General features: G+C 67.8%; 19 protein-coding genes and 1 pseudogene. 15 read left to right on the top strand and 5 right to left on the bottom strand.

All coding sequences use genetic code 11. The features are described from left to right. Positions 1–93 precede the first annotated feature (93 nt). The gene (locus tag A6A08_RS28425) at positions 94–231 is read right to left on the bottom strand and encodes a hypothetical protein (protein WP_206780076.1); all 138 of its coding nucleotides are present in this window, start codon (positions 229–231) and stop codon (positions 94–96) included. Between the two features lie 208 nt (positions 232–439). Between A6A08_RS28425 and A6A08_RS14590 the strand changes: the two genes are divergently transcribed. Next, positions 440–1363, top strand: coding sequence for a transposase (locus A6A08_RS14590; RefSeq protein ID WP_242422624.1), 924 nt, complete (start codon positions 440–442; stop codon positions 1361–1363). 68 nt (positions 1364–1431) lie between these two features. Beyond that, positions 1432–1823 (top strand): annotated as a pseudogene (locus A6A08_RS14585) (transposase); the annotation flags it as partial. A 299-nt stretch (positions 1824–2122) separates the two neighbouring features. On the opposite strand, the gene A6A08_RS14580 reads toward A6A08_RS14585, so the two are convergent. Further along, positions 2123–3544, bottom strand: a complete 1422-nt coding sequence (locus tag A6A08_RS14580; RefSeq protein ID WP_073703142.1) for an aldehyde dehydrogenase family protein — start codon at positions 3542–3544, stop codon at positions 2123–2125. 619 nt (positions 3545–4163) lie between these two features. On the opposite strand from A6A08_RS14580, the gene A6A08_RS14570 reads away from it, so the two are divergent. Beyond that, on the top strand, positions 4164–6122 hold the full coding sequence (locus tag A6A08_RS14570) for a primary-amine oxidase (RefSeq protein WP_073703140.1): 1959 nt from the start codon (positions 4164–4166) through the stop codon (positions 6120–6122). Between the two features lie 27 nt (positions 6123–6149). Here the strand turns inward: A6A08_RS14570 and A6A08_RS14565 are convergent, their stop codons facing one another. Continuing rightward, positions 6150–6803: a TetR/AcrR family transcriptional regulator gene (locus A6A08_RS14565; RefSeq protein WP_073703139.1), complete on the bottom strand. Its 654-nt coding sequence runs from the start codon at positions 6801–6803 to the stop codon at positions 6150–6152. Positions 6804–6887: 84 nt separating this feature from the next. After that, positions 6888–7874 (bottom strand): helix-turn-helix domain-containing protein, encoded by a 987-nt coding sequence (locus A6A08_RS14560; RefSeq protein ID WP_073703138.1) that lies wholly within the window; start codon positions 7872–7874, stop codon positions 6888–6890. A gap of 334 nt (positions 7875–8208) precedes the next feature. On the opposite strand from A6A08_RS14560, the gene A6A08_RS14555 reads away from it, so the two are divergent. The 7 genes from A6A08_RS14555 to A6A08_RS28240 all read left to right on the top strand — a co-directional run bounded on the left by A6A08_RS14555 (position 8209) and on the right by A6A08_RS28240 (position 16792). Continuing rightward, complete coding sequence (locus tag A6A08_RS14555) at positions 8209–10206, top strand: amidohydrolase (protein ID WP_242422622.1); 1998 nt, start codon at positions 8209–8211, stop codon at positions 10204–10206. A 68-nt stretch (positions 10207–10274) separates the two neighbouring features. Then, positions 10275–11684, top strand: a complete 1410-nt coding sequence (locus A6A08_RS14550; protein WP_199866940.1) for an APC family permease — start codon at positions 10275–10277, stop codon at positions 11682–11684. Between the two features lie 548 nt (positions 11685–12232). Next, the gene (locus A6A08_RS14545; RefSeq protein WP_073703135.1) at positions 12233–13528 is read left to right on the top strand and encodes a DUF3500 domain-containing protein; all 1296 of its coding nucleotides are present in this window, start codon (positions 12233–12235) and stop codon (positions 13526–13528) included. A 1160-nt stretch (positions 13529–14688) separates the two neighbouring features. After that, positions 14689–15021: a putative quinol monooxygenase gene (locus tag A6A08_RS14540; RefSeq protein WP_073703531.1), complete on the top strand. Its 333-nt coding sequence runs from the start codon at positions 14689–14691 to the stop codon at positions 15019–15021. Continuing rightward, complete coding sequence (locus tag A6A08_RS14535) at positions 15011–15682, top strand: MBL fold metallo-hydrolase (protein ID WP_242422619.1); 672 nt, start codon at positions 15011–15013, stop codon at positions 15680–15682. The genes A6A08_RS14540 and A6A08_RS14535 overlap by 11 nt, the downstream gene beginning before the upstream one ends. A gap of 57 nt (positions 15683–15739) precedes the next feature. Beyond that, the gene (locus A6A08_RS14530; protein WP_073703134.1) at positions 15740–16498 is read left to right on the top strand and encodes an IclR family transcriptional regulator; all 759 of its coding nucleotides are present in this window, start codon (positions 15740–15742) and stop codon (positions 16496–16498) included. Positions 16499–16546: 48 nt separating this feature from the next. Continuing rightward, positions 16547–16792 carry a hypothetical protein gene (locus A6A08_RS28240; RefSeq protein ID WP_199866939.1) on the top strand — a complete coding sequence of 82 codons (246 nt, stop codon included), beginning with the start codon at positions 16547–16549 and terminating at the stop codon, positions 16790–16792. A gap of 419 nt (positions 16793–17211) precedes the next feature. Here A6A08_RS28240 and A6A08_RS14520 read toward each other — a convergent pair whose 3' ends face one another. Next, a complete protein-coding gene (locus A6A08_RS14520; RefSeq protein ID WP_073703133.1) occupies positions 17212–17976 on the bottom strand; it encodes a DUF1932 domain-containing protein in 765 nt (254 codons plus the stop codon). 82 nt (positions 17977–18058) lie between these two features. On the opposite strand from A6A08_RS14520, the gene A6A08_RS14515 reads away from it, so the two are divergent. The 5 genes from A6A08_RS14515 (at position 18059) to A6A08_RS14495 (ending at position 22633) form a co-directional block, all read left to right on the top strand. Beyond that, positions 18059–18736, top strand: coding sequence for a GntR family transcriptional regulator (locus A6A08_RS14515; RefSeq protein ID WP_083609122.1), 678 nt, complete (start codon positions 18059–18061; stop codon positions 18734–18736). Positions 18737–18892: 156 nt separating this feature from the next. Beyond that, the gene (locus A6A08_RS14510) at positions 18893–19861 is read left to right on the top strand and encodes a DUF6282 family protein (RefSeq protein ID WP_073703132.1); all 969 of its coding nucleotides are present in this window, start codon (positions 18893–18895) and stop codon (positions 19859–19861) included. Next, the gene (locus A6A08_RS14505; RefSeq protein WP_073703131.1) at positions 19858–20622 is read left to right on the top strand and encodes an ABC transporter ATP-binding protein; all 765 of its coding nucleotides are present in this window, start codon (positions 19858–19860) and stop codon (positions 20620–20622) included. The genes A6A08_RS14510 and A6A08_RS14505 overlap by 4 nt, the downstream gene beginning before the upstream one ends. Beyond that, a complete protein-coding gene (locus A6A08_RS14500; RefSeq protein WP_199866938.1) occupies positions 20622–21482 on the top strand; it encodes an ABC transporter permease in 861 nt (286 codons plus the stop codon). Before A6A08_RS14505 ends, A6A08_RS14500 begins: the two co-directional genes overlap by 1 nt. Positions 21483–21607: 125 nt before the next feature. Then, on the top strand, positions 21608–22633 hold the full coding sequence (locus A6A08_RS14495; RefSeq protein WP_073703130.1) for an ABC transporter substrate-binding protein: 1026 nt from the start codon (positions 21608–21610) through the stop codon (positions 22631–22633). The last annotated feature ends 55 nt before the right edge of the window (positions 22634–22688 follow it).

Raw genomic sequence — 22688 nt, 5'->3', positions numbered from 1 at the left:
AGAGGCCCTGGTGCGTGCCGGGATCGCCTCCCGTCACTCCCGTGATCAGGCAACCGCCACTTTCGATCATGGGGTATTGGATTCCAGCTCGGATCATTCGATGCGGATTTGATTGATGATCTCTTCCATGTTCGCGATGCTGGATGAGATCCGGTAGTCGTGGTGGCCCCCGTCTGCGGTGGCTATCGTCCACAGTTCATTTGGGGCAAAATGGTCATCGCTGTACTCCATGCACGTGATGTCGTGGTAGTACGCATCTCGTCCATCCACCTGGGTGTTGGAGTCTGGCAGTAGCCCTTCAAGGCACGGGTCCTCAGGCCAGCCCGGGGAGACGCCGTCCACTGGTAGGTCAAGGGGCTCCTTGAACTGGGCAGGAGTAACGGGTTGGTGCGTGATAGCGGGTGAAGGTCTCGCTGGAGGACCGTGGCATGCTCTGGTCGTGACGATCAAGGTCAACCGTGCGGTCCTGGCCCATCCCTGGCTCACCGGCATCTCGCGGCACCACTTGTCCGTGCTCATCGAGGAGCTGGCCCGCCCTTGGGAAACGGCCATCGAAGATCGCCGGCACCGGGTCCGGGGCGGGGCGAGGAAGCGGGCCGCCGGGGCGGGCGCCCGGCACCGCCTGGTCTTCGTCGACCGCCTGGTGGCCACCTTGATCCACCTGCGTCACGACCTGCCGCACGCGGTCCTGGGCCTGCTGTTCGATGTGGATCGCTCCACCGTCACACGTGCCGTTGGCCAGATCCGCGCTTTGCTGACCGAACGTGGGTGCGCGGTCCCCGACCGTCCAGAGGTGCGTTTGCGCACCTTGGAAGACGTGTTCGCCTACGCTCAGGCCGAAGGCGTCGAACTGAGGTTGGACGCCACAGAGGTCCAGGTGCGCAGGCCCCGCGCGAGCCGAGGTGGCCGACGGGCGTTCGTGTCGGGCAAGAAGAAACAGAACACCATGAAGGCCACCATCGTCGCCGATCACCGCGGGCGCACGTTGTGGACCGACTCCCTGCGGCCCGGGAGGATGCACGATGCTACCGCGGTCCGCACCGAGGGAATCGACTCCTGCTTCCGGTATTTCCCGCAAGTGGAGGCGCTGCTGGACGACGGCTACCTCGGTCTGCGCCGCGACCACCCGGGGAAGGCCATCACTCCACCCCGTAAGCCGAACAAGAGTGCTCTGCCCGATGTCCATGAACGATGGAAACGCCATCGTCATGCGCATTCCTCTGATCGGATCACTGTTGAACACGCCCTGGCCGACCACAAACGCTGGAAGCAACTGATCCGCTGGACCCACCGGCGCGAGAACCTCCCGGCCACCTACCGGGCCATCGCCGGATTGGTCTCCGACCGCACCGCGAACATCTGACAAGCACCGCGAACGGGATCACCATGCCTCACCCGCTATCACGCACCAACTCGTAAGAGGGCTTTCGGATCACCGAGCGGTCCGGGCTGCCCCTGTCCGTGGCGATCTCGGGAGCCAACACCCACGACAGCCAAGCCCTGCAGCCCCTGATGTGCGGGATGCCGCCTCTCCGGTCCCGCCGTGGATCCAGGAGGCGCAGGCCCGCCACGCTGCACGGCGACAAGGGTTATGACTACGACCACCTGCGCCGATGGCTGCGCAGGCGTGGAATCGTCCACCTCCTGGCCCGCAAGGGTGTGGAGTCCTCGCAATGGTTGGACCGGCACCGGTGGCAGACCGAGCGCACCATGGCCTGGCTGGCCGTACGCCGCCGTCTGTACCGCCGCTACCGGCCGACCACTTCCTGGCCTTCGCCGGCATCTCCTGCACACTGATGTGCTACCACCGCCTCACCAAATGAGATGAGTCCTCAGCCACGTACGCACCTGCGGGTGGATCTCCTCAAGCACTGCTGGTCAACGCGGCGCTCTCGACAGGAGGCCTCTGCACATCAGGTGATACGCCGTGCGATCAGGAGGGCTGACCCGCAGGAGGTCGAGTCCGATCAGGAGTGAGGGCTGAGGACGCGCTGTGACCCGGTGAAGAACAGTGTGCGGGCCGAAATTCGCCTCGACCCGCACAAGAAGCCCAAAGTCCCCCGTGAGAAGGGTTCGTGTCCGATGCCGGTCACGTGTCCTCGTGTTCAGCCGACCTGGTGTGTCACCAGCTGATGATGTGGGGCTGGGAGGCCTCACGCAGCCCGTGGACGCCGAATTCGAGGCCGAAGCCGGATTCCTTCGCTCCGCCGAAAGGGACACGGGGGTCGACGGCACCGTGTTTGTTGATCCAGGTGGTGCCGGCCTCCAACCGGGCGGCGACCTGCCGTCCCCGCTCGATGTCGGAGGACCAGACCGAGGAACCTAGTCCGACCTCCAGGCTGTTGGCCCACTCGATGGCGTCCTCCAGTTCGGTGTAGCGGATGATCGGCAGGGCAGGGCCGAACTGCTCCTCGGTGACCAGCGGATTGTCGTTGTCGATATCAGCCACCAGGGTGGTCGGGTAGAAATACCCGGCCGCGTTCGGATCGGGGTCTCCGCCGGTGAGGATCCGGGCCCCGGCCTCCTTGGCGGCGCGGACAAGCCGGTCGACGATCTCCCACTGGGCGCGGTTCTGCACCGGGCCGAGCACGTTCTGCTCCTCCAGCCCCACACCCATGGGAGTGTTGCGGGCGACCTCGACCAGCGCCTCGCAGACCTGGTCGTAGAGGGAGTCGGGCACGTAGAGGCGCTTCATCGCCGCGCAGGTCTGTCCTGTGTTGATGAACGCGCCCCAGAACAGGTCTTCAGCGATCGCGGCCGGGTCGGCGTCGTCGAGTACGATCCCGGCGTCATTGCCGCCGAGCTCCATGGTCAGCCGTTTCACCGTCTCGGCGGCGGCCTTGATGATCGTCTTGCCCGTGGCGGTGGAACCGGTGAACATGATCTTCGCGACTTCGGGGTGGCGGGTGAGCCTGCCCCCGACCTCACCACCACCGGGCACGGCGATGAGCACGTCATCGGGCAGGACGGTGTTGAGTACCTCGACCAGGGCCAGCACGCTCAACGGGGTGTATTCGCTGGGTTTGATCACGACGGTGTTGCCCATCCGCAGTGAGGGGGCGATCTGCCAGATCGAGATCATCATCGGCCAGTTCCACGGCCCGATCGCCCCGACCACACCCAGCGGGCGGTGATGCAGCTCCGCACGCCCGGACTCGTCATCGACCACCACCTCCGGCTCGATGGGGAACCCGGCAGTGGCCCGGAGCCAGGCCGCGCAAGCACCGACTTCGAACCGGGCATTGGGGCCGTTGAGCGGCTTGCCCTGCTCCCGGGACAGCAGCACAGCCAGCTCCTCGGCCTGAGCCTCGATCGCCTCCGCGGCCGCCTCCAACAGCTGGGCACGGTCCCGGTCACCCCGGGCTGCGAACCCCGGCTGCGCGGCCCGAGCCCGGGCCACCGCGGCATCAAGATCCTCCACGGTCGCTTCCGGGACGCGGCCCACAAGCTCACCGGTGGCAGGATCACGGATCTCTCGCCCACCCTCGGCAGGCTGGACTCGCTCCAACAGGGACAGGACGTCCTGCGTGTTCTGTGCGTTCATGACCAGACTCCTTCTTGACGAGTGGTTGCGCTGCCCTCAGGTTCGCTCAGCGGTCGGAGACCGAGGTTGTCTGCCCATGCAGGCACCTACGACGTTCGTGCACACTTGGGGCGCCAGCGGACCGGCGGCCCCGCTGTGTCATGAGCAGAGCGGCCCCCGCGAGAACCACCTCCAGGCCCGCGGTACAGGTGGCGATGAGCATCAGCGGCTCGTGCAGATCCACCAGGAGGTCGGGCCCGCCGCCGTGGGCGTGCGCCACCGCTTCGGAACCAGGCTCCCGGACCGGCGCCGACACAAGGGGCGCGCGGCTCATCAGCCAGCCATGGGCGGCCAGCATGCACGTTCCCATGGCAGCGAGGAGCACCCACGCCCGGCGGCTGTCCGACCTCCACAGACGCCCCGCGCACGGCAGGCAGAGGACAGCCATTGCGGCCGTGCCCACCCTGAGCAGCGCGCCACCGTGTCCCAGCATGGCCAGGTGAAGGACCCCTGAGACGACCACTGCGCCGGCGGCGGTCCGACGCAGGAGGAGGTTGTCTTCCATGACACCCTTTCGCAGCGCTTGTGAAACGTGTCATATTTGTAGTTGAGCGTTCGCTCAAAAACAAGGAGGAGCTCCATGGTCGGCAAGGCGTCGCACGAACACAGCAGGCATCCGCTCACCCCTCTCTCGGTCGAGGAGATCGACAGGACGCGCGAGATCCTGGACGGAGAAGGACTGCTCAGCGAAGCCACCCGCATCTCCTATGTGGCGCTTCGCGAGCCGGACAAACACGAGGTCCTCTCCTGGAGTCCGGGCGAGCGGATCGCCCGCCAGGTCTCACTCCTCGTGACCGACCTCAGCACCCTGACGCTGACAGACCTCATCGTGGAGCTGGACAGCGAGCAGATCGTCGAGCGCCGGGTGATCGACGCTGCGCGGGAGGGGTCCGCACCGTCCTTCAACGAGGACCTGGAGGGCGCCGACCCGATCGTCAAGGCCGACCCGGAATGGATCGAGGCCGTCCGCCGACGCGGAGTCACCGATCTCGACAAGGTGGTCGTGATCGGCCTGTCCGCCGGCGTCTTCGGTTACGAGGACGAGGTCGGCAGGCGTGTCGTCCGTGCCCTGGCGTTTCGGCAGGACCACCCGGGGGACTCCATCTGGGCACACCCGATCGGAGGGGTGGTCGCCCACGTGGACCTCACCGAAAGGAAGGTACTGCGTGTCGTCGAGACGGACGTCACCCATGTGCCTGAGGAGTCCGGCGACTACCTGGACCCCGCGGTGCACGGCGGGCATCGCACATCGCTGAAGCCCATCTCGATCACCCAGCCTGAGGGCGTGAGCTTCACCTTGGAGGACGGTGTGCTCAGCTGGGAGAAATGGAACGTCCGCCTGGGGTTCAACGGGCGCGAGGGGCTGACACTGCACCAGCTCAGCTTCGAGGACCAGGGGCGTGAACGTCCCATCATGTACCGCGGGTCGATCGCGGAGATGGTCGTCAACTACGGCGACCCCTCTCCCACCAACGCCTGGCAGAACTACTTCGACGTCGGCGAGTTCCAGTTCGGGCGCCTCGCCAACGCCCTGGAACTGGGCTGCGACTGCAAGGGCGAGATCACCTACGTCGACGCCGTGGTCGCCGACGACTTCGGTCGGCCCACGACGCTGCCGAACGCCATCTGCATCCACGAGGAGGACTACGGGATCCTGTGGAAGCACTCCGACGACATCTCCGGCACACGTGAGGTGCGCCGCCAGCGCCGCCTGGTGGTCTCCTTCTTCGTCACGGTCGGCAACTACGACTACGGCTTCTACTGGTACCTCTACCTCGACGGCAAGATCGAGCTCGAGTGCAAGGCCACGGGTATCGTCTTCACCAACGCCCATCCCGGCGGCGACTACCCCTACTCCACGGAGATCGCCCCGGGTCTGGGCGCCCCCGTGCACCAGCACCTGTTCTGCGCCCGCCTGGACATGGCGGTGGACGGCAACGCGAACGCGGTCGACGAGATCGACGTCCGCCGTGTGCCCAGCGGCGGGGACAACCCGTGGGGCAACGTCTTCACCCGCGACATCACCCGGCTGAGGACCGAGCAGCAGGCGATCCGCGATGCGCACGGCTCCGTCGGGCGCGTCTGGAGGATCAGCAGCACCGAGACGGCGAACCGGCTGGGCCAGCCGACCTCCTACCTCCTCCACACCGAGGACAGCCCCACGCTGCTCTCCGCTGAGGACTCTTCCATCCGACGTCGTGCCGCCTTCGCGGCCCACCACCTCTGGGTCACCCGGTATGAGCGTGACGAGCTCTACCCCGCCGGCCGTTTGGTCAACCTGAACCCTGGACACGGGGGCCTGCCGGAGTACGTGCGCCAGGACGACCCGATCGACGGCGAGGACATCGTCCTTTGGCACACCTTCGGGCTGACCCACTTCCCGCGGACCGAGGACTGGCCGATCATGCCGGTGGACTACGCCGGCTTTCGTCTGACCCCCAACGGCTTCTTCGACCGCAACCCCACCCTGGACGTGCCGCCGGAGACGGCGGGGCGGTGCACGTCCGACGGCGGCGAGGAGCGGTCCTGCCACTGCTGAGGCGCTGCCCTCGCCGCGCGGCCGGCCTCATGCCTCGGGTGCGGCAGGAATCCGCGTCGGTTCCAGGAGGCCCGATGCCCGAGCCCCTTGATCGGTCAGCCAGCCAGAGAGGCAGTGGTGCACCGCGCGCCACTGCCTCTCTCTGCGGGCGATCGGTGTGTGCAGGACATACTCGACCTGGGCGCCCGTGGTCAGGATCATCAGCATGTCGGTGATCTGGGCGACGGGCGCCTGCGGCACCAACTCGTGTCGTGTGACGGCCTCGTAGAGGTGGTCGGCGATCCGCGCACGCCACTGTTCGGCCACCCGTACCTGCAGCCTGCCGAGGGAGGGGTTCGCCGGGACGCGTCCCCAGAAGCTGACAACCACGTAGGCCTCGTCCTCGGTGTCCTTCTTCACGGGCAGGACCTCGTGCAGCATCCGCGTGATCGCCGCGAGCCCCTGGTGCTTCCCCACGCCGCGGGAGATTCGCTCGTCGGTCCGCTCGAAGATGAGCTGGAAGGCACGTGAGAGGACCTCGTCAAAGCCGGAGAAGTAGTACCACAGTGAGCCGACGGCGACGCCCAGTTCCGCGGCGAGCGCGCGCGTCGTCGCGGCTTCCACGCCGTCGCGGGACGCGATCTTCAGATAGGTCCGGACGATCTCATCGCGGCGCGCGGCCCGATCAACTCTCTTCGGCATACCGTCGATTCTTCCGCACCTGTGCAGTCGCCGCCCCGACAGCGACCTGATCAGCGGCTTCATGCGTCGGCGCCTCGGCGCCGCTCAACTGGCGGCTTCGACGGCCTGGGCCAGCTGAGCACGGCGGTAGGCGCTCGGAGACTCGCCGAACTCTGCACGGAAGAGCCGTGAGAAATGGGCCGGGTCCTGCAGGCCCCATCGACCCGCCACCCAGGAGACCGGCCTGTCGGCGTACACGGGGTCCGCCAGGTCTCGCCTGATGAGTTTGAGCCGACGCGTGCGTATCCAGGCCGAGACGGTCGCACCCTCCTCGGAGAAGATCGTGTAGAGGTGGCGCAGCGAGATGAAGTGCGCGGCCGCGATGGAAGCGGGAGTCATCGTCTCGTCCGAGAGGTTCCTCAGGATGTACTCCCGGATCTGCCGCCCCAGGGCCAGCGCTGGAGAGCCCGCGTGTCCCTGGCGCTCATGCAGTGCCTGGGAGAGCATCGTGACCATGAGGTCCAGGGCGGACCGGACCAGTCGCGTGGCGTAGGTGCCGGAGAGCTGGTCCAGGTTCCTCCCCAGCTCGACGAAGAACGGGTTGATCATCCGGCCGAACCCGTGGTCGCCGGGGAACCTGATGGCAGTGACCGCCGAGAGTTCCTCGGGGATGAGCTCAACGAGCTCCTGCGGGATGATCATCACCATCGACTGGCTGAGTTCGGGCAGGTGGAGCGTGTAGGGGCGGTGGGTGTCGTAGACCGCCAGATCCCCCGGGTTGAGCACCGCTCGCCGTCCGTCCTGCTCCAGGATGGCACGGCCCGACAACTGCAGGCTCATCTTGTAGAACCGGGCGTCGTCGGCGGTGATGAGCGCCGACGTCCTTCGGACCGTATGCGGTGTGGTGACCAGCTGGAAGAGCCCGACATCGTCGACCACGGACCTGAGCAGGTGGCCCCGGAAGGGTCGGTCGCCCTCCTCACGGATGTCCAGCGTCACCACGGACTCGGCGATGGCGGCCCTCCAGGCGGGCAGGCTCATGGCTGTGCTGGGAAGCTCGAGAACGACGTTGTCGGTGTCTCGCCGATGCATGATGCCTCCTGCTGGGCGTATGTCACTGATTATTGAGCGATTGCTCAATATCGGTCGCACACGTACGCCAAGGCTGGGGAATACCTGTGAGGAATGAGTGTGACACGCCTCACGTGGCCTGTAAAGTGCTCGGGCCTCTCGGTGCGGACAGGTGGGTGCACAGCACCTCAACGCCCCTGCGGCCCTCGCCGGCCCCGGCGCGAGCCGGACCTTGGAGGCCGCGTGGATCGATGGAGTGGGCACGGCCGCCGTTGGGGGCGCCCCTCCCGGCGGCGTGCCGCCCAGGTCTTCCGGCACACCATGAGAACAGGAGTCCCGCGCCTCGAAGCTCCTGTTGACCCGCATCGTCAACTCGTGTGCATGGAGTCACAAGACTGGGCCCGGCGATGCGGAAACACTGTTCCTCACCGAACCGCACATCAGAGACCTGTTCCCGGGAATCGGCGCGGAGATGAGGAGACACATGGGAGAGAAAGGACCGCAGGGAGTCCACAGACGCACGTTTTTGCAGGGCGCAGGCGCCGGTCTCGCCATCGGTGCCCTGGGAGGTGCCCTCGGCGCGGCGTCGTGGGCCCGGCGAAGCTCTCACGCGGACATGGTCCTCTACGGCGGGAACGTCCTGACGCTCTCCGGTGAGTTCCGGCCCCATCAGGCCATCGCCGTCAAGGACGGCTTGGTGCATGCGGTGGGAGACTCCTCCGAGCTGCGCCGGATGGTCGGTGCCAGTACCGACGTGGTGAATCTTCGTGGCCGTACGGTCATCCCCGGGATCAATGACAGCCATTTCCATCCCCTGCGTTACGGCACCACCCAGCCGCCGCTCACCTTGGCCCTCGGCAGGGAGCACGTCTCGTCCATCGCTGAGATACGCGACTCCGTCGCCCAGGCGGTGGAGGACGCGGAACCCGGCGAGTGGATACGGGGATACGGGTGGGACCAGGGATACCTGGAGGAGGGACGCTACCCGACCAGGGAGGACATCGACGACGTCTCCCCAGAGAACCCGGTCATCCTCCACGAATGGTCGGGGCACGCCGTGTGGGTGAACTCGGTTGCCCTGGAGCTGGCCGGCGTCGACCACACCACGGAGACTCCAGCCGGAGGCGAGATCCATCGTTACGGCGACGGCGAGCCCACAGGGGTACTCGGCGAGAGCGCAGTCGACCTCGTCGAAGACGTCGTCCCGGACTTCACGGAGGAGGAACTGCGAGAGGGCCTGGCGCTGGCCGTCGACTCGATGCACGCGCACGGCATCACATCCGTGACGGACGCTGGGACGGACCTCACGACCGTCGAGAGGTACCAGGACCTGCTGGACTCCGGACGCATACGGCACCGAGTGACGGTCATGCTCGAAAGTGCCGGGGACGACGCCGCTCTGGATGAGCTTCTTCGCCAAGGCCGGGAACTGGAGACGATCCCCCAGTGGCTCACCATCAGCCAGTGCAAGATCCGGGCGGACGGCGTCCCCACCCAAGCCAGGACCGCATGGATGTCGGAGGAGTATGAGGCCGGGGGCCTAGGAGGCCTCGTCCTTCCCGGAGACACCGAAGAGGATCAGCTGGACGCGCTGCACCGGCGCATCCGCATCGCACACGACGCCGGGTTCCAGGTGGGCGTGCATTCATGCGGCGACCGGGCCATCGACGCTGTGGTCGATGCCTATGACCGGGTCATCGGCGAGCTGGGGCACCAAGGTCTGCGGCACTACGTGATCCATGGAGACTTCGTCTCCCAGCGGTCCCTCGACACCCTCAGCGCCCACGGTCTCGGGGTGAACTTCAACCCCAGCATCAAACGATCGCTCTCGCACCAGCTGGAGGAGGTCCTCGGACGCCGACGCACCGACTATCAGTGGCCCTACCGGAGCGCGCTGTCATCCGGCGTCGTGGTGGCCAGCTCCTCCGATGCGCCGAACGTCCCGCCGGACTTCCTGGAGGGCATCGCGGGCATGCTCACACGACGCAGCCTGGCCACCGGCGAGGTGTTCGGCGAGGACGAGGTCCTCGACCTCGAACAGGCACTCCACACCTACACCACAGCTGGCGCGTGGCAGGACGGAGCGGAGGACTGGAAGGGCACGCTCGCGGAAGGCATGGTCGCCGACCTGGTCGTGCTCGACGGCGACCTCCTCAACACCCCTGGCGAAGAGGTCGCGGAGATCCCCGTGGGCATGACGGTCGTGGGCGGCGAAGTCGTCTTCGACGCCGCGTCCGCTTCGATCACCCGAGCGACGGCGTCGGCCGCCGCCTCACGAGCCGCCGGGCTCAACACCTACATGGCTGTCGGCTGTTGCGGCACCGAAGCCGGACGACATGGAGCACGCACATGAACGACGGAGCCCGTCACACGACGATTCCCCTCCCTGAGGAGACGACACTGGCCAGACGCACCCTTGGGGTGCCAGCGCTCGTTTTCCTCATCATCGCGGCCTCGGCCCCGTTGACCGTTCTTGCCGGCGGAGCCACCACGAGCTTCGCCGTCACCGGAGCGCGGGGAGTCCCGGTGGGGTACTTCCTCCTAGGCGTGATCCTGGTGTTCTTCGCCCTCGGCTACGGACGGATGAGCTCGTTCATCCAGAACGCCGGCGCCTTCTACGCCTACGTCACCGCGGGGCTCGGCGTCCGCCAGGGCATCGGCACCTCGTTCCTGGCTCTGGTCACCTACAACGCGATGCAGATCGGGCTCTACGGCGTTTTCGGATTCACAGCGTCCTCCACTCTCGCCGAGCTGTTCGGGGCCGCGGTCCCGTGGTGGGCCTGCGCACTGGGCGGCTGGCTGCTGGTCGCTTTCCTGGGTGTCAGCAAGGTCGACCTGTCGGCGAAGGTCCTCGCCACCATCGTGACCCTGGAGTTCCTCGTCGTCATCGGTGTGAGTCTCCTGTCGTTCGGCGTGGCCCCGGAGGGCGTCAGCGCAGCCCCCCTTCTGCCAGCGCACTGGCTCTCCGGAAGCCTCGGCACCATCCTGGCCTTCGGTATTGCCGCCTTCATGGGCTTCGAGTCCGGCGCCATCTACTCTGAGGAGGCGAAGGACCCCGAGCGTTCGGTGGCGCGGGCGACATACATCGCGGTCGCGGTCATCGCGCTGTTCTACGCGTTCTCAGCGTGGGCGTTCTCCATCGGGGTCGGCCCTTCGGAGATCGTGCCGCAGTCCCAGCAGTGGGGGCCGGACCTCATGTTCGTCTTTTTGAACCAGCATGTGCCCGCCATCGTCTCCAACCTCACCGCGGTACTCTTCCTGACCAGCATCCTGGCGGCGCTGGTCGCCTTCCACAACGCCGCCGCACGGTACTTCTTCTCGATGGGCCGGGCCAGGGTGCTGCCGCACCGCCTCGGCGCCACCGGCGCCAGGAACGGCGCTCCCGTCGCCGGGTCCCTCACGCAGAGCGCGCTTGGCATGGTGTTCATCATCGTCTTCGCGGTGGCGGGCGCGGGCTCCGAACTGGGCCCGCTCTTCCCGGTGATGACGATGTTCACGTGGCTGACCAACGCGGCCGGCCTCGGCATGGTCCTGCTGCTCTGCGTGACCTCGGTGGCCATCATGCGCCGGTTCGGCCGGGAGCCTGAGAAACACCCGCTGTTCGTCCGCACCGTCGCTCCGCTGGTCGCCGCGGTCGGTCTGGGGACCATCGCGGTGCTCATCATGTTCAACTTCGACGTGATGATCGAGTCCGACGGTTTCTCGGCCCTGGTGGTGGTCCTTCCCGGAGTGATCATCGGTTCGGGGATCGCGGGGCTCGTCTGGGGGGAGTTCCTGCGTCGCAGGAGGCCCGAGATCTACGAGGAGGTCAGCCGGTCGAACATCGGTTAGGCCGTTGACCGGGGTTTCCGAACTCCCGCGCGCATGCCGCAGGGTGTCAAGGATCATGGTGCTACCCAAGAGACCTTGACGCCCTCCGGCAGCGTTCCCACGTCCACTCGGACGATGACGTGCTTTCCTTCGAACCAGCTCCGCGAATGCGAGCCGAGGCCGCCGCTCACCAAAGCGAACTGGTATGCGCGGCCCGTGGAGGAACCGCTCCTTGCCCTCGGAGGCGATCGACGCGGACAGGTCGAGCAGCGGCTCTAGGCCCTGGACCTCGTTGGTCCGGCGCACCTGGGCCAGGAACCTGCCCGGCGGGGTGGTCAGGGCGCAGCCGACGCGCCCGTCGCGGTCGGTGGCAACGGGCGGCGCCGACAGACCCGCGAGGGGACCGACCTCGCGGCCGTGTAGGGCGCCACTGGCCACGGCCCGCCGCGTCGCGGTCTTGTTGCCGACCGGCAGGTTGGACCAGCCGTTCGCCTCGGCCTCGCCGACTCCTACTCCGTTCTCACCCAGCTCTCAGGAAACACCAAGGTTCACGCCCTACCTTCGTCTCCATGACGAACACCATCGACCAGAGGACCGCGAGCGGCTGGCACCGGCCAAAACGCACCAAGGCAGCAGGGGTCGTGACGGCGTTGCTGCTGGCGCTGTTCCTGCTCAGCGGGTGCGCCACCGCGGGCACCACCGCCTCGGAATCGTCCATCGCGACATCGTCGGCCTCGGAGACGGCCGACTCCGGGGACACGTCGTCCACGACGACCGAGGAGACGATCACGGACACCGCCTCCGCAGCGGAGGCGTTCATGGCGACGCTGTCAGACGAGCAGCGCGAACAGCTGCTCTACTCCTACGACGACGAGTCCAAGACCACGTCATGGTCGAACTTCCCGGTCACCTTCGTCGACCGGGCCGGACTGAACCTGGAGGACCTGGACGAGGAGCAGAGGGCCGCGGCGATGAAGGTCCTCGAAGCGTTGCTGAGCGAAGAGGGCTATGAGACCGCCACCGGCATCATGGGCGGTGACGAGTTCCTCCTGGAGAACAGCTCCAGCACCGAGGACTCGCTGGGCCAGTACTACATCGCCTTCTTCGGCGACCCGTCCGACTCCGGCGCGTGGCAGCTCCAGTTCGGCGGCCACCACCTCGGGCTGAACGCCACGCTGGACGGTACCGACGACTCGATCACGTTCGCGCCCACGCACCTGGGCCTCCAACCCGCCGTCTACACCGACGACGAGGGCAACGAGGTCGAGCCGCTCGCGGGCATGTACGAGTCGGCCTTCGCCTTCTACGACAGCCTGACCGACGAGCAGAAGGCCGAGCTGTACCAGGGCTCGGAGGTCGCGAACCTCACCTGCGCGCCTGGCGGCACCTGCTCCTACCCGACGGGGACCGGAATCGCCGGAGCGGACCTGACCGACGAGCAGAAGCAGCTGCTGCTCGACGTGGTCGCGAACTGGGTGGGCCTGGCGGACGAGGAGACCACGGCCGAGGCCCTGGCCGAGATCGAGGCGACGCTCGACGAGACCTACGTGAACTGGTCCGGGGCGACCGAGTACGACATGACCCAGGGCGAGGGCATCCACTTCCAGATCTCCGGCCCGAACGCCTACGTCGAGTTCTCCAACCAGCAGGGCTCGGCGGGCGCCGACGTGGACGGGTACACCACGTCGGGATGGGGGCACGTCCACACCATCTACCGCGACCCGACCAACGACTACGCCGGCAGCGTCACCCAACAGGAAGCATCCGGCATGGGCGGCCCCGGCGGCGGCGCTCCCTCCGGCGGCCCCGGCGACGGTGAACCCCCGTCCGGCGCCCCTGAAGGCGGTCCGCCCGAAGACGGCTGATCCCGCGGCCTGGACACACCCGTGACCGCGGCGTGCCCCTCGGGCCCCGGACGGCACTGTCGTCCCTTGGACGGGCGGCGAATCCATGCCACCTCCCCTGGACGACGTGGTCGCACCCATGACCGCCCTCAGCCCGGGTAGGAGGAACACCTGGTGAACCGGGGCCTGTACCCGTTTCCGTGTGCTCACGTACACGTTTCGGGATGGGCTCCGACACCGTCGTCGAGCGGGTGTCGGGCCACGGGAGCCCGGTACGCGGAAGGCAGGTATCCGGCGCCCCGTTCCGACCCGTAAGACTCCACGTCCCTGCGGGTGTTACGCGATGACACGCTGGTCGCGTCCGGCGGCCGGTTCGCACTGTGCCTCTCGCTACCGTGGACGCGCTTCCCTGCGCTCGAGGCAGAACTCCACGAACACCTGTGCCCGGCGGTTGGGACGCATCGTCTTGGGCCAGGCAACGAGGCCCCGGGATTCGCCGACCGGTTCGGTGATCTCCTTGACGACGACCCGGTCGCCCTCTACCTGTACCGCCGGATGGTCCAGGACCGGGACACTGACGCTACGCGAGTCCGACGAACCCGAGACGGGCTCATCGGCCTGGTCGCGAGCCGCAGCGCTGTCTTTTCCGGGCCGTGCAGTAGCGCGGTTGCGATGACTCCCGAGTTGTCGGATCCGCAACCTGCAGGAGTTCTTCCCGAGGTCCCGGCCGGGTAGGAGAAGACGTCGTAGGCGATGCCCGCAGGGGAGGTGGCGCTGCGCCGCGCCCGTAGCCGCAGGTCTTCGGCCCTCGCGCCGCCGGGGCCGGATCGCGGCTGCGGCCCCGCTCCACTCGCGTGGACACATGAGGAGCAGAGCGCATCACCCTTCCGGTACAGGGATGCTGAGGGCGCGTCACCGGACGTGCCGGTCGGCCACCTGACGGGGCCGCGTCCGCTGATGTCATCGGCAAGGCGATCAGCATGCTTGAGGCCCGGTGTCTTCGCATGCTCGTGCATGGGTCATGGCAGCCCGGAGAACGCCCTCTGCAGCTGGTGGGGAGCTCTCATTTCCAGCATGGATGGAATCGCAGTGCCGGACATTGCGGCCAGAGGGTGGTGGTGGGGCAGAGTTGAAGGAGCTGAACAACGCTCTTGCACGTCCTACCTGCCGAAAGAGTCATGATGATCTTCATAACCGTGAAGTTCTCCATCCGTCCCGAGCGGAGTGCGGACTGGATGGACCTTGTCGATGAGTTCACCCGGGCCACCCGCCGGGAACCGGGCAACCTGTTCTTCGAGTGGTCCCGCAGCGTGGAGAACCCGAACGAGTTCCTTCTCGTGGAGGCCTTCCGCGATGGCGAAGCGGGTCGTGAACACGTGGAGTCCGAGCACTTCACACGGGGCACGGAGGCCATGTCGTACGCCGTCGCCGCAACCCCGCAGATCGTCAGCGTCGAGATGCCCGATCGCGAGGGCTGGGACCTGATGACGGAGGTCTCTCCCCGTGAAGCATGACGACACCTACCGCGGCGGAGCGGTGACGGTCGGCGGACCGCCGGCCGTGCGCGAGCTGGCGGCCGCGACCATCACGAAGGTCGCGGTCGGCCCGATGAACAACAACGCGTACCTGCTGCGTTGCCGGGCCACCGGTCAGCAGCTGCTGATCGATGCCGCAGATGAGGCCCCGACGCTCCTGGAACTGGCAGGTGAGCGCGGCCTTTCCGCGGTGGCCACCACACACCGGCACGACGACCACTGGCAGGCGCTGGGCGCGGTCGTGGACGCGACCAGGGCGCGGACATACGCCGGTAGGTACGATGCGGAAGGCATCCCGGTACCCACCGAGGTCCTCGTCGACGACGGGGACAGGATCCGCCTGGGCGACATCGAGCTCGTCGCTCACCACCTTGAGGGACACACGCCAGGCTCCATCGTCCTGGTCTATGACGATCCGCGAGGGCACCCCCACCTCTTCACCGGGGACTGCCTGTTTCCCGGCGGCGTAGGCAACACCTCCAACGGCCCGGCCGCCTTCGCCAGTCTCCTCGACGGGGTGGAAGCCAAGGTATTCGACCGGCTGCCCGACGCCACCTGGGTATATCCTGGCCATGGCGCAGACACCACGGTGGGCACGGAGCGGCCCCACTTGCCGCAATGGCGGGAACGGGGCTGGTAGCCAAATCGCTCCCGGGCGCAGGCGCAGCACCACGACGAGTGAGGAGGAGCGGGGCCCATGCCCGGTCAGACCGGGCCGCGAGCAGCAGAGCGCACCCTTGAGGTCCTCGAACTCGTCGCTGACGCGGCCGAGCCGGTGTCGGCCAAGGCACTGGCCCGCAGTCTCGGCTGCGCGCTGTCCACGGTGTACACCCTGCTGACCCCGCTCACCGAGCGGGGATACCTGGTACGCACAGACGGCGGCTACGTACTCGGTTACCGGGTCCCCGCCCTGCACCGCTCGTTCCAGAGGCAGATGGATCTGGACGAGGGCATCGTCGGGCTGCTGGCGTGGCTGCAGCGCACCACCCGTGCTTCGGCCAACTATGTGGCCTTCCAGGGAAACGGCCTGGTGATCGCGGATGTCAGGACCGTCACCGCCCAGGGAGCGGAGCGGCCTCATATCGGCGTCGGTATCGATCCGCGCACCCACGCCTACGCCCACGGCAAGATCGCGCTGGCGGCCGCGCGCCCGAAAATCCGGCGCCGGTACCTGGAAGAGCCCGGTCTGCGCCGGTTCACGCCGCACACGATCGCGTCCGTCACCCGACTCGACGAGGAACTGCGGCGGATCCGGCGCTTCGGAGTCGCCCTGGACGTCGAGGAGGCCCGGCCCGGACTGGCCTGTCTGGCAGCGCCCGTACTCGGTACGGAGGGGACCGTGACCGGGTGTATCGCCCTGTCAGTTCATCCGGACGAACTACGCGTCAATCGATCGCCGTTGATCGACACCGTGCGGCGAGCGGCCCAGAAGGCGACACAGGTCAACCACCGCTGACGGAAATGGTCGCGGCCACATCATTGACGTCCACGGGAGCGGGGCGGCGTGAGTGGCACGCTCCACGTCGACGGCGTCATCCGGTCAGGCGCCGGAGCGCGGGGTCACGCGGCAGGCCAGGACCGGGCGACCGAGCGCTGGCTGCGCGTCGAGCTGCGGGCGGAGCGGCTCGACTGGTTGCCTCCAGTACTCGCCTCACTCGACCGGCCGTTCGTCATCGAGCGCCCCGATGAACCGCGCGGCCTCGTCACCGTTCTCGCCGATCGCCTCGCGTCCTACGCTCGCCAAGCCTGACCGCGATGAACCGATGCCATGAGATGGCACACCCAGGGCGTCGAATGCGTAGCGGACGCCGTTCAGTTCTGCCCAAACGGTGCGTAGCCCAGGCCCCGTCGCTGACGGTGGTGGTCCCGTAGGGTCACGCCGAGCTCCGCGAGGACCTCGTCGATTCCATCCGGGCTTTGATCTGCGCGAATAGGTGGAAGGCGCTGCGAGAACTTGGCAACCCTCCACGATGATCGTTGCCTCAGCGTGACGATCGGCAGCCCGACTCGGCAAACCCTCCTTCGTGAAGTGGTGCCCACGACACCCGCTTCGACGAGGGAGAACACGTGACCGGCATCACTCGCACGAGCACCATCATCGGCCGACTCAACGCACCGCCAGGCCGCGAGGTCTGGTCGGAATCCTCCCCGTTCACGAGGAGGAGGAAGTCAAGCGCTCAACCGGCGCAGGTGTGACAGCGTGGCCTCGGTGACCGGGTGCTCCACGCCGAGTTCGTTCAGGTAGGCCGCCACCGCCTCCATTTCGTGCACGCGCCGCCCGGCATGCTGCCGGGTGCCCTCCACGAGCCGGTCCACCAGGTCCCGGCCGTTCTCACCCAGCTCGGCGGCGATCTGGTCGCGGATCTCGTCCTCGGCTCCGGCGGCGCACGCGGCGTCGAGCGCTTCGATGATGAGCGCGGCCAGTCCCTTCATGAACACGCTGCGCAGCAGTTTCCTGGCCGCGGCGTCACCGGCGTCGGAGGAGACCGCGCGAACGGGCGTGCCCAAGGGCGAGAGTGCCTCGACGAAGGCCTCGGCTCCGCTCCCGGCCGCGAGCAGCGGCGTGCGGCTGCCCGCCCGCGGGACGGGGGCCATGACCGCGACGTCGGCGAAGGGAACCCCGGAACCGGCGGCCAGCGCACCGATCGCGCTCTTCTCACCGGGGGAGAGGGTGTTCAGGTCCGCGTAGACAGCCGATGCGGGCAGCAGGGGAAGGACGTCGGCGGCCACCTTCTGCGCGGCGGCGGGACCGACGAGGCTGATGACGACCTCCGCGCCGGTGAGCGCATCGTCCAGCACGGAACGCTGCACGATGGGCGTGTCGGACAACGCGACGAAGGGGTCGTGGCCCTGGACCCGGGCGCCGGCCCGCGCCAGCCCTTCGCCGATGAGCCGGCCGGCTTCGCCCAGGCCGATCATTGTGATGACGGTCATCGCGCCCTCCGTAGCGAGTTCCACCCTGATGTGAACAACATTGTTTACAATAATGCATACCAAGATGAGCGAAAGGAAGACCATGACCCAGGAGGCAGTGAGCCGGGACACGAGCCGCGGCGTCAGCGATGCCGAGCGTGTGACGTCACGGCTCCGACAGGCCATCGTCGCCGGCGAGTTCGCGCCCCGGCAGCGGCTCGTGGAGACGGACCTCATCGAGATGTTCGACGCCAGCCGGGGCGCGGTGCGCGCGGCCCTGGCGGCGCTCACGGTGGAGGGTCTGGTGGAAAAGGTGCGCAACCGCGGTGCTCGCGTGCGTGCGGTCGACCTGGACGAGGCGCTGGAGATCGTGGAGGTGCGCGCGGCCCTGGAGTCGCTGTGCGCGGCGCGCGCGGCCGAGCGCATCGACGAGGGCGGCGTGGCGCGGCTGCGCGCCATCGGCGAGGTGATGAGAGAGGCTGTGAACGCGGGCGACGGTGAGGCCTACGCGCAGGCCAACCGCGATCTGCACCAGGAGGTGATGGACATCAGCGGCGCCAAGGTCGCGCCCGATGTCGTCAAGCGCCTGCGCGCCCAGAACGTCAGGTACCGCATCCGGCTGGCCATGCAGCCGAACCGCCCGACCACGTCGCTGCCCGAGCACCTGGAGATCGTGGAGGCGGTCTGCGCCAAGGATCCGGAGCGTGCGTCGGAGGCCATGCGGGCGCATCTGAACAGTGTGTACGAGGCCACGCGGGACTACTTCGCCCAGCGGGGATGAGTGGTCGGCGCCGACCTCCCTCCGGTGGTCGGCGCGCAGAGGCGTCGCATCGTGCACGGATGTGATCTGGGCCCTGAGGGATGTGACCTGGGTCTTGACTGTTGTCACCAAGATCGTTAACAATGTCGCTCACCAGTTTGTTAGCGAAGGGGCGGCATGAAACACCAGGTACCCAGCGCACACGCCCGCGAGCTCGTCCGGGGCGCCTACGACATCCACGTCCACATCGCTCCCGATGTGATGAAGCGCAGGGTGAGCGACCTCGAACTCGCCCCGCGCTTCCTCGAGCACGGCATGGCGGGCTTCGTGCTCAAGTCCCACTACACGCCCACGACCGAACGCGCCGAGGTCGTCCGCAGCGTCCACCCGGACGTCGACGTGCTCGGCGCCATCACGCTCAACGCCTCGGTGGGCGGACTCAACCCCGTCGCGGTCGAGATCGCCGCACGCGGCGGCGCCCGGTTCGTCTGGCTCCCGACCGTGGACAGCGACAACCAGCGCAGCTGCCTGGAGGAGACCCCCGAGGGCGCCACGCCGCCCATGTGGGCCCAGATCCAGGAGGACCTGCGCGAGGCGGGGATCGACAGTCCCGCCGTCGACGTGCTCGGCGAGGACGGGGAGGTCACGGCTCCGACCCGCCAGGTCCTCGACGTCATCGCCAGGCACGACATGACCCTGGCCACCGGGCACCTGCACGGAGACGAGTCCGCGAAGGTCATCGCGGTCGCCCGCGAACACGGCGTCCGACGCATCGTCGTCACCCACCCCGAGTTCACCTCGCAGCGCATCCCCGCGGAGAACCAGAAGACGCTCGCCGAGCACGGCGCCTACCTCGAGCGCTGCCTCACCACCCCGCTGACCGGCAAGGTCTCCTGGCAGGTGTGGCTGGACAACATCAGGGCGGCGGGCCCGGAGTCCTCCGTCATCAGCTCCGACCTGGGGCAGCCCTTCAACCCGCCGGTGGAGGACGGGCTCGCGCTGGCCGCCGACGTCCTCCTCGACAACGGCTTCACCGACGAGGAGGTGCGCCTGATGGTGGTGCACAATTCCCGATGGCTCGCGGGAGCGGCCCCGCTCCCCGAGGCACCTCGGGCCCACCACGAGGCGCAGGCGGTCGCCTCATGAGCGTCGTCCTGGAGATCGAACACCTCACCAAGGAGTTCCAGCGCGACGACGTCGCCACGGTGGCCCTGCGCGACTTCAACCTCAGCATCGAAGAGGGCACCTTCGTCACCATCCTGGGCCGGTCCGGCTGCGGCAAGTCCACGATGCTGAACCTGCTCTCCGGACTCTCCAAGCCCACCTCGGGCCGGGTGCTGCACCGGGGCAGCCCGCACAGCGGGCCCACCCCCGACATCGGCTACCTCACCCAGACCGACACGCTGATGCCGTGGCGCAGCGTGCAGCGCAACGTCGAGATGCCCATGGAGATCGCCGGCGTCGACAAGGCCGAGCGCGAGGCCAAGGCACGCGAGCTTATCTCCACGGTCGGCCTGGCCGAGTTCGCCGACAGCTACCCGCGCGAGCTCTCCGGCGGCATGCGGCGCCGCGCCAGCCTGGCCCGCATGCTGGCCAACGGCGCCGAGACCATCCTGATGGACGAGCCCTTCGGCGCCCTGGACGCCCAGCTGCGCGCCGAACTCCAGCGCGAGCTGGCGCGGCTGTGGAAGACGACCGGGCACACCATCGTCTTCGTCACCCACGACATCGAGGAAGCCCTCATGCTCGGCGACCGCGTCGTCGTCCTGGGCCCGCTGGGCACCGTCCTGCTCGACCAGCAGGTCGACCTCGAGCGACCGCGCGAATCCGACGAGACCAAGGTGCGGCCGCGGTTCGTGGAACTGCACGCCACCCTGGCCTCTGCGTTGAAGAAAGGAGCGCGGTGATGATGACCGAACCGGTTCCCGACACCGACGCGCACAACGGCCTGAGCACGAGCGGCCCCGTCAAGGAGGCCCGCCGCCGCAGCTGGTGGCACCGCAACCGCCGCACGACCACCGTGTGGGGACTGCGGTTGGGCGTGGTGCTGGTCTTCCTCCTGCTCTGGCAGCTCGTCGGCAAGGCGGTCGCCAACCCCATGTTCGTCTCCAACCCGGTCAGTGTGTGGGAGCAGCTGAGCGACTGGATCGTGGACGGCACCCTGGGGACGCACACCTGGATCACCATCCAGGAAGTGGTGCTCGGCTACGTCATCGGTGCCGCCACCGGTGCCCTCGCCGGGTACGTGCTCGCCTCGATCCGCCTCATCTACGACGTGTTCGAGCCGTTGATGATGGCGCTGTACTCGATCCCGAAGGTGGCGCTCGCACCACTGTTCATCGTGTGGTTCGGCATCGGCATCGACATGAAGGTCATCCTGGCGGCCGTCAGCGTGTTCTTCCTGGTCTTCCTCAACACCGCCGCCGGCGTCCGCGACGTCGACCGCGGCCTCATCGACGCCGTCCGGCTCATGGGCGGATCGAACAAGGACATCGCGCTCAAGGTGGTGCTGCCGGCCTCCATGACCGGTCTCATCACCGGACTGAAGGTGTCCATCCCCTACGCGCTCATCGGCGCGGTGATCGGTGAACTCGTCGCCTCCAACCGCGGCCTGGGCTACCTCATCAACGACTCCGCCGCGCAGTTCAACACCGCGGGCGTGTTCGCCGCGGTCGTGGTGCTGACCGCACTGGCGATGGTCCTCAACACCCTGGTGGGCGTTCTGGCCTCCCGGGCCAACCGATGGAAGCCACTCGACGCCGACTAGGGCCCCTTCCGCGGATCGAGCGCCCAGCGTCCCGAGTACCCCGGATCCCCGAGCGGACCTCGTGCGGTTCATCCCCCAAGGCCGTGGGCTCTCCACGGCCGTCTCACCCAACCGAAAGTCACGCCATGAAACTCAGCACGCATATCAAGACGGCGGTCGCGATCGCGGCGACCGCGGGCCTGTTCATCGCCACGGGCTGCGCCGGTGACGCGGCCGAATCCGACGCGGGCGTCCTCAACGTGGGGCAGATCAGCAACTCCGTCGCGTTCTTCCCGCTCTACGTCGCCGAGGAGGAGGGCTACTTCACCGACGAGGGCGTCGAACTCGGCGAGCGGCCCCGCATGGGTACCGGTGCCAAGCTCGCGGCGGCCCTGACCTCCGGCTCCATCGACGTCGGCGCGGGCGTCCTCACCGACGCGTTCAACCTGGCGGAGAGCAACCCGCAAACGCAGGTCACCGGCTCACTGGTCACCGACTACTACGTGGACATCGTGACGGCCTCGGACTTCGACGGGCCGGCGGAGGACGCCTCCCTGGAGGAGAAGGTCCAGGCCCTGGAGGGCAGGAACATCGGTATCACCGGTCCGGGTTCGGGCACCGAGGCGCTGGTCATCTACCTGTTCGAGCAGGTGGGCCTGGACGCCAAGACCGACGCCACGCTGGTGAACCTGGGCGCCGTCCCCTCGTCGGCCATCGGCGCCCTCTCCGAGGGACAGGTGGACGCCCTCGCCTTCTTCCAGCCGACCGGTCAGATGGCCGAGACGGAAGGGGTCGGCGACATCTACATCTCGCCGCAGCGCGGCGACATCCCCGAGCTGTCCGGCTCCCTGCACGGCGCGCTGTTCAGCACCTCCGGGGTGCTCGAGGAGAAGGGCGAGGAGGTCGAGGCCTTCAACCGCGCCATCGACCGGGCACTGGAGTTCATCCAGAGCGACCCGGAGGCCAGCGCGGAGCTGCTCTCGATCTACCTCGAAGGCACCGACCCCGAGGCGGTGGAGGCCCTCAACGAGATCCTCCCGCAGGAGTTCGCCTCCTCGTCCCAGGTGTCGCAGGACGCCTTCGACACGGCGGTGGACTTCCACCTGGAATCCCAGCTGATCGACGAGGCACCCGACTACGACTCCCTCGTCTGGCCCCAGGTCCAGCAATAGCCACCACGCAGGACGAGGACGGGCCGCACGCCTGGCGCCGCGAGACCGCGGCGCG

The sequence above is a fragment of the Nocardiopsis sp. TSRI0078 genome (assembly GCF_001905145.1).
GTDB lineage: Bacteria > Actinomycetota > Actinomycetes > Streptosporangiales > Streptosporangiaceae > Nocardiopsis.
The sequence above is the reverse complement of the archived record's forward strand: the minus strand, read 5'-3'. Positions and strand labels throughout refer to the sequence as shown.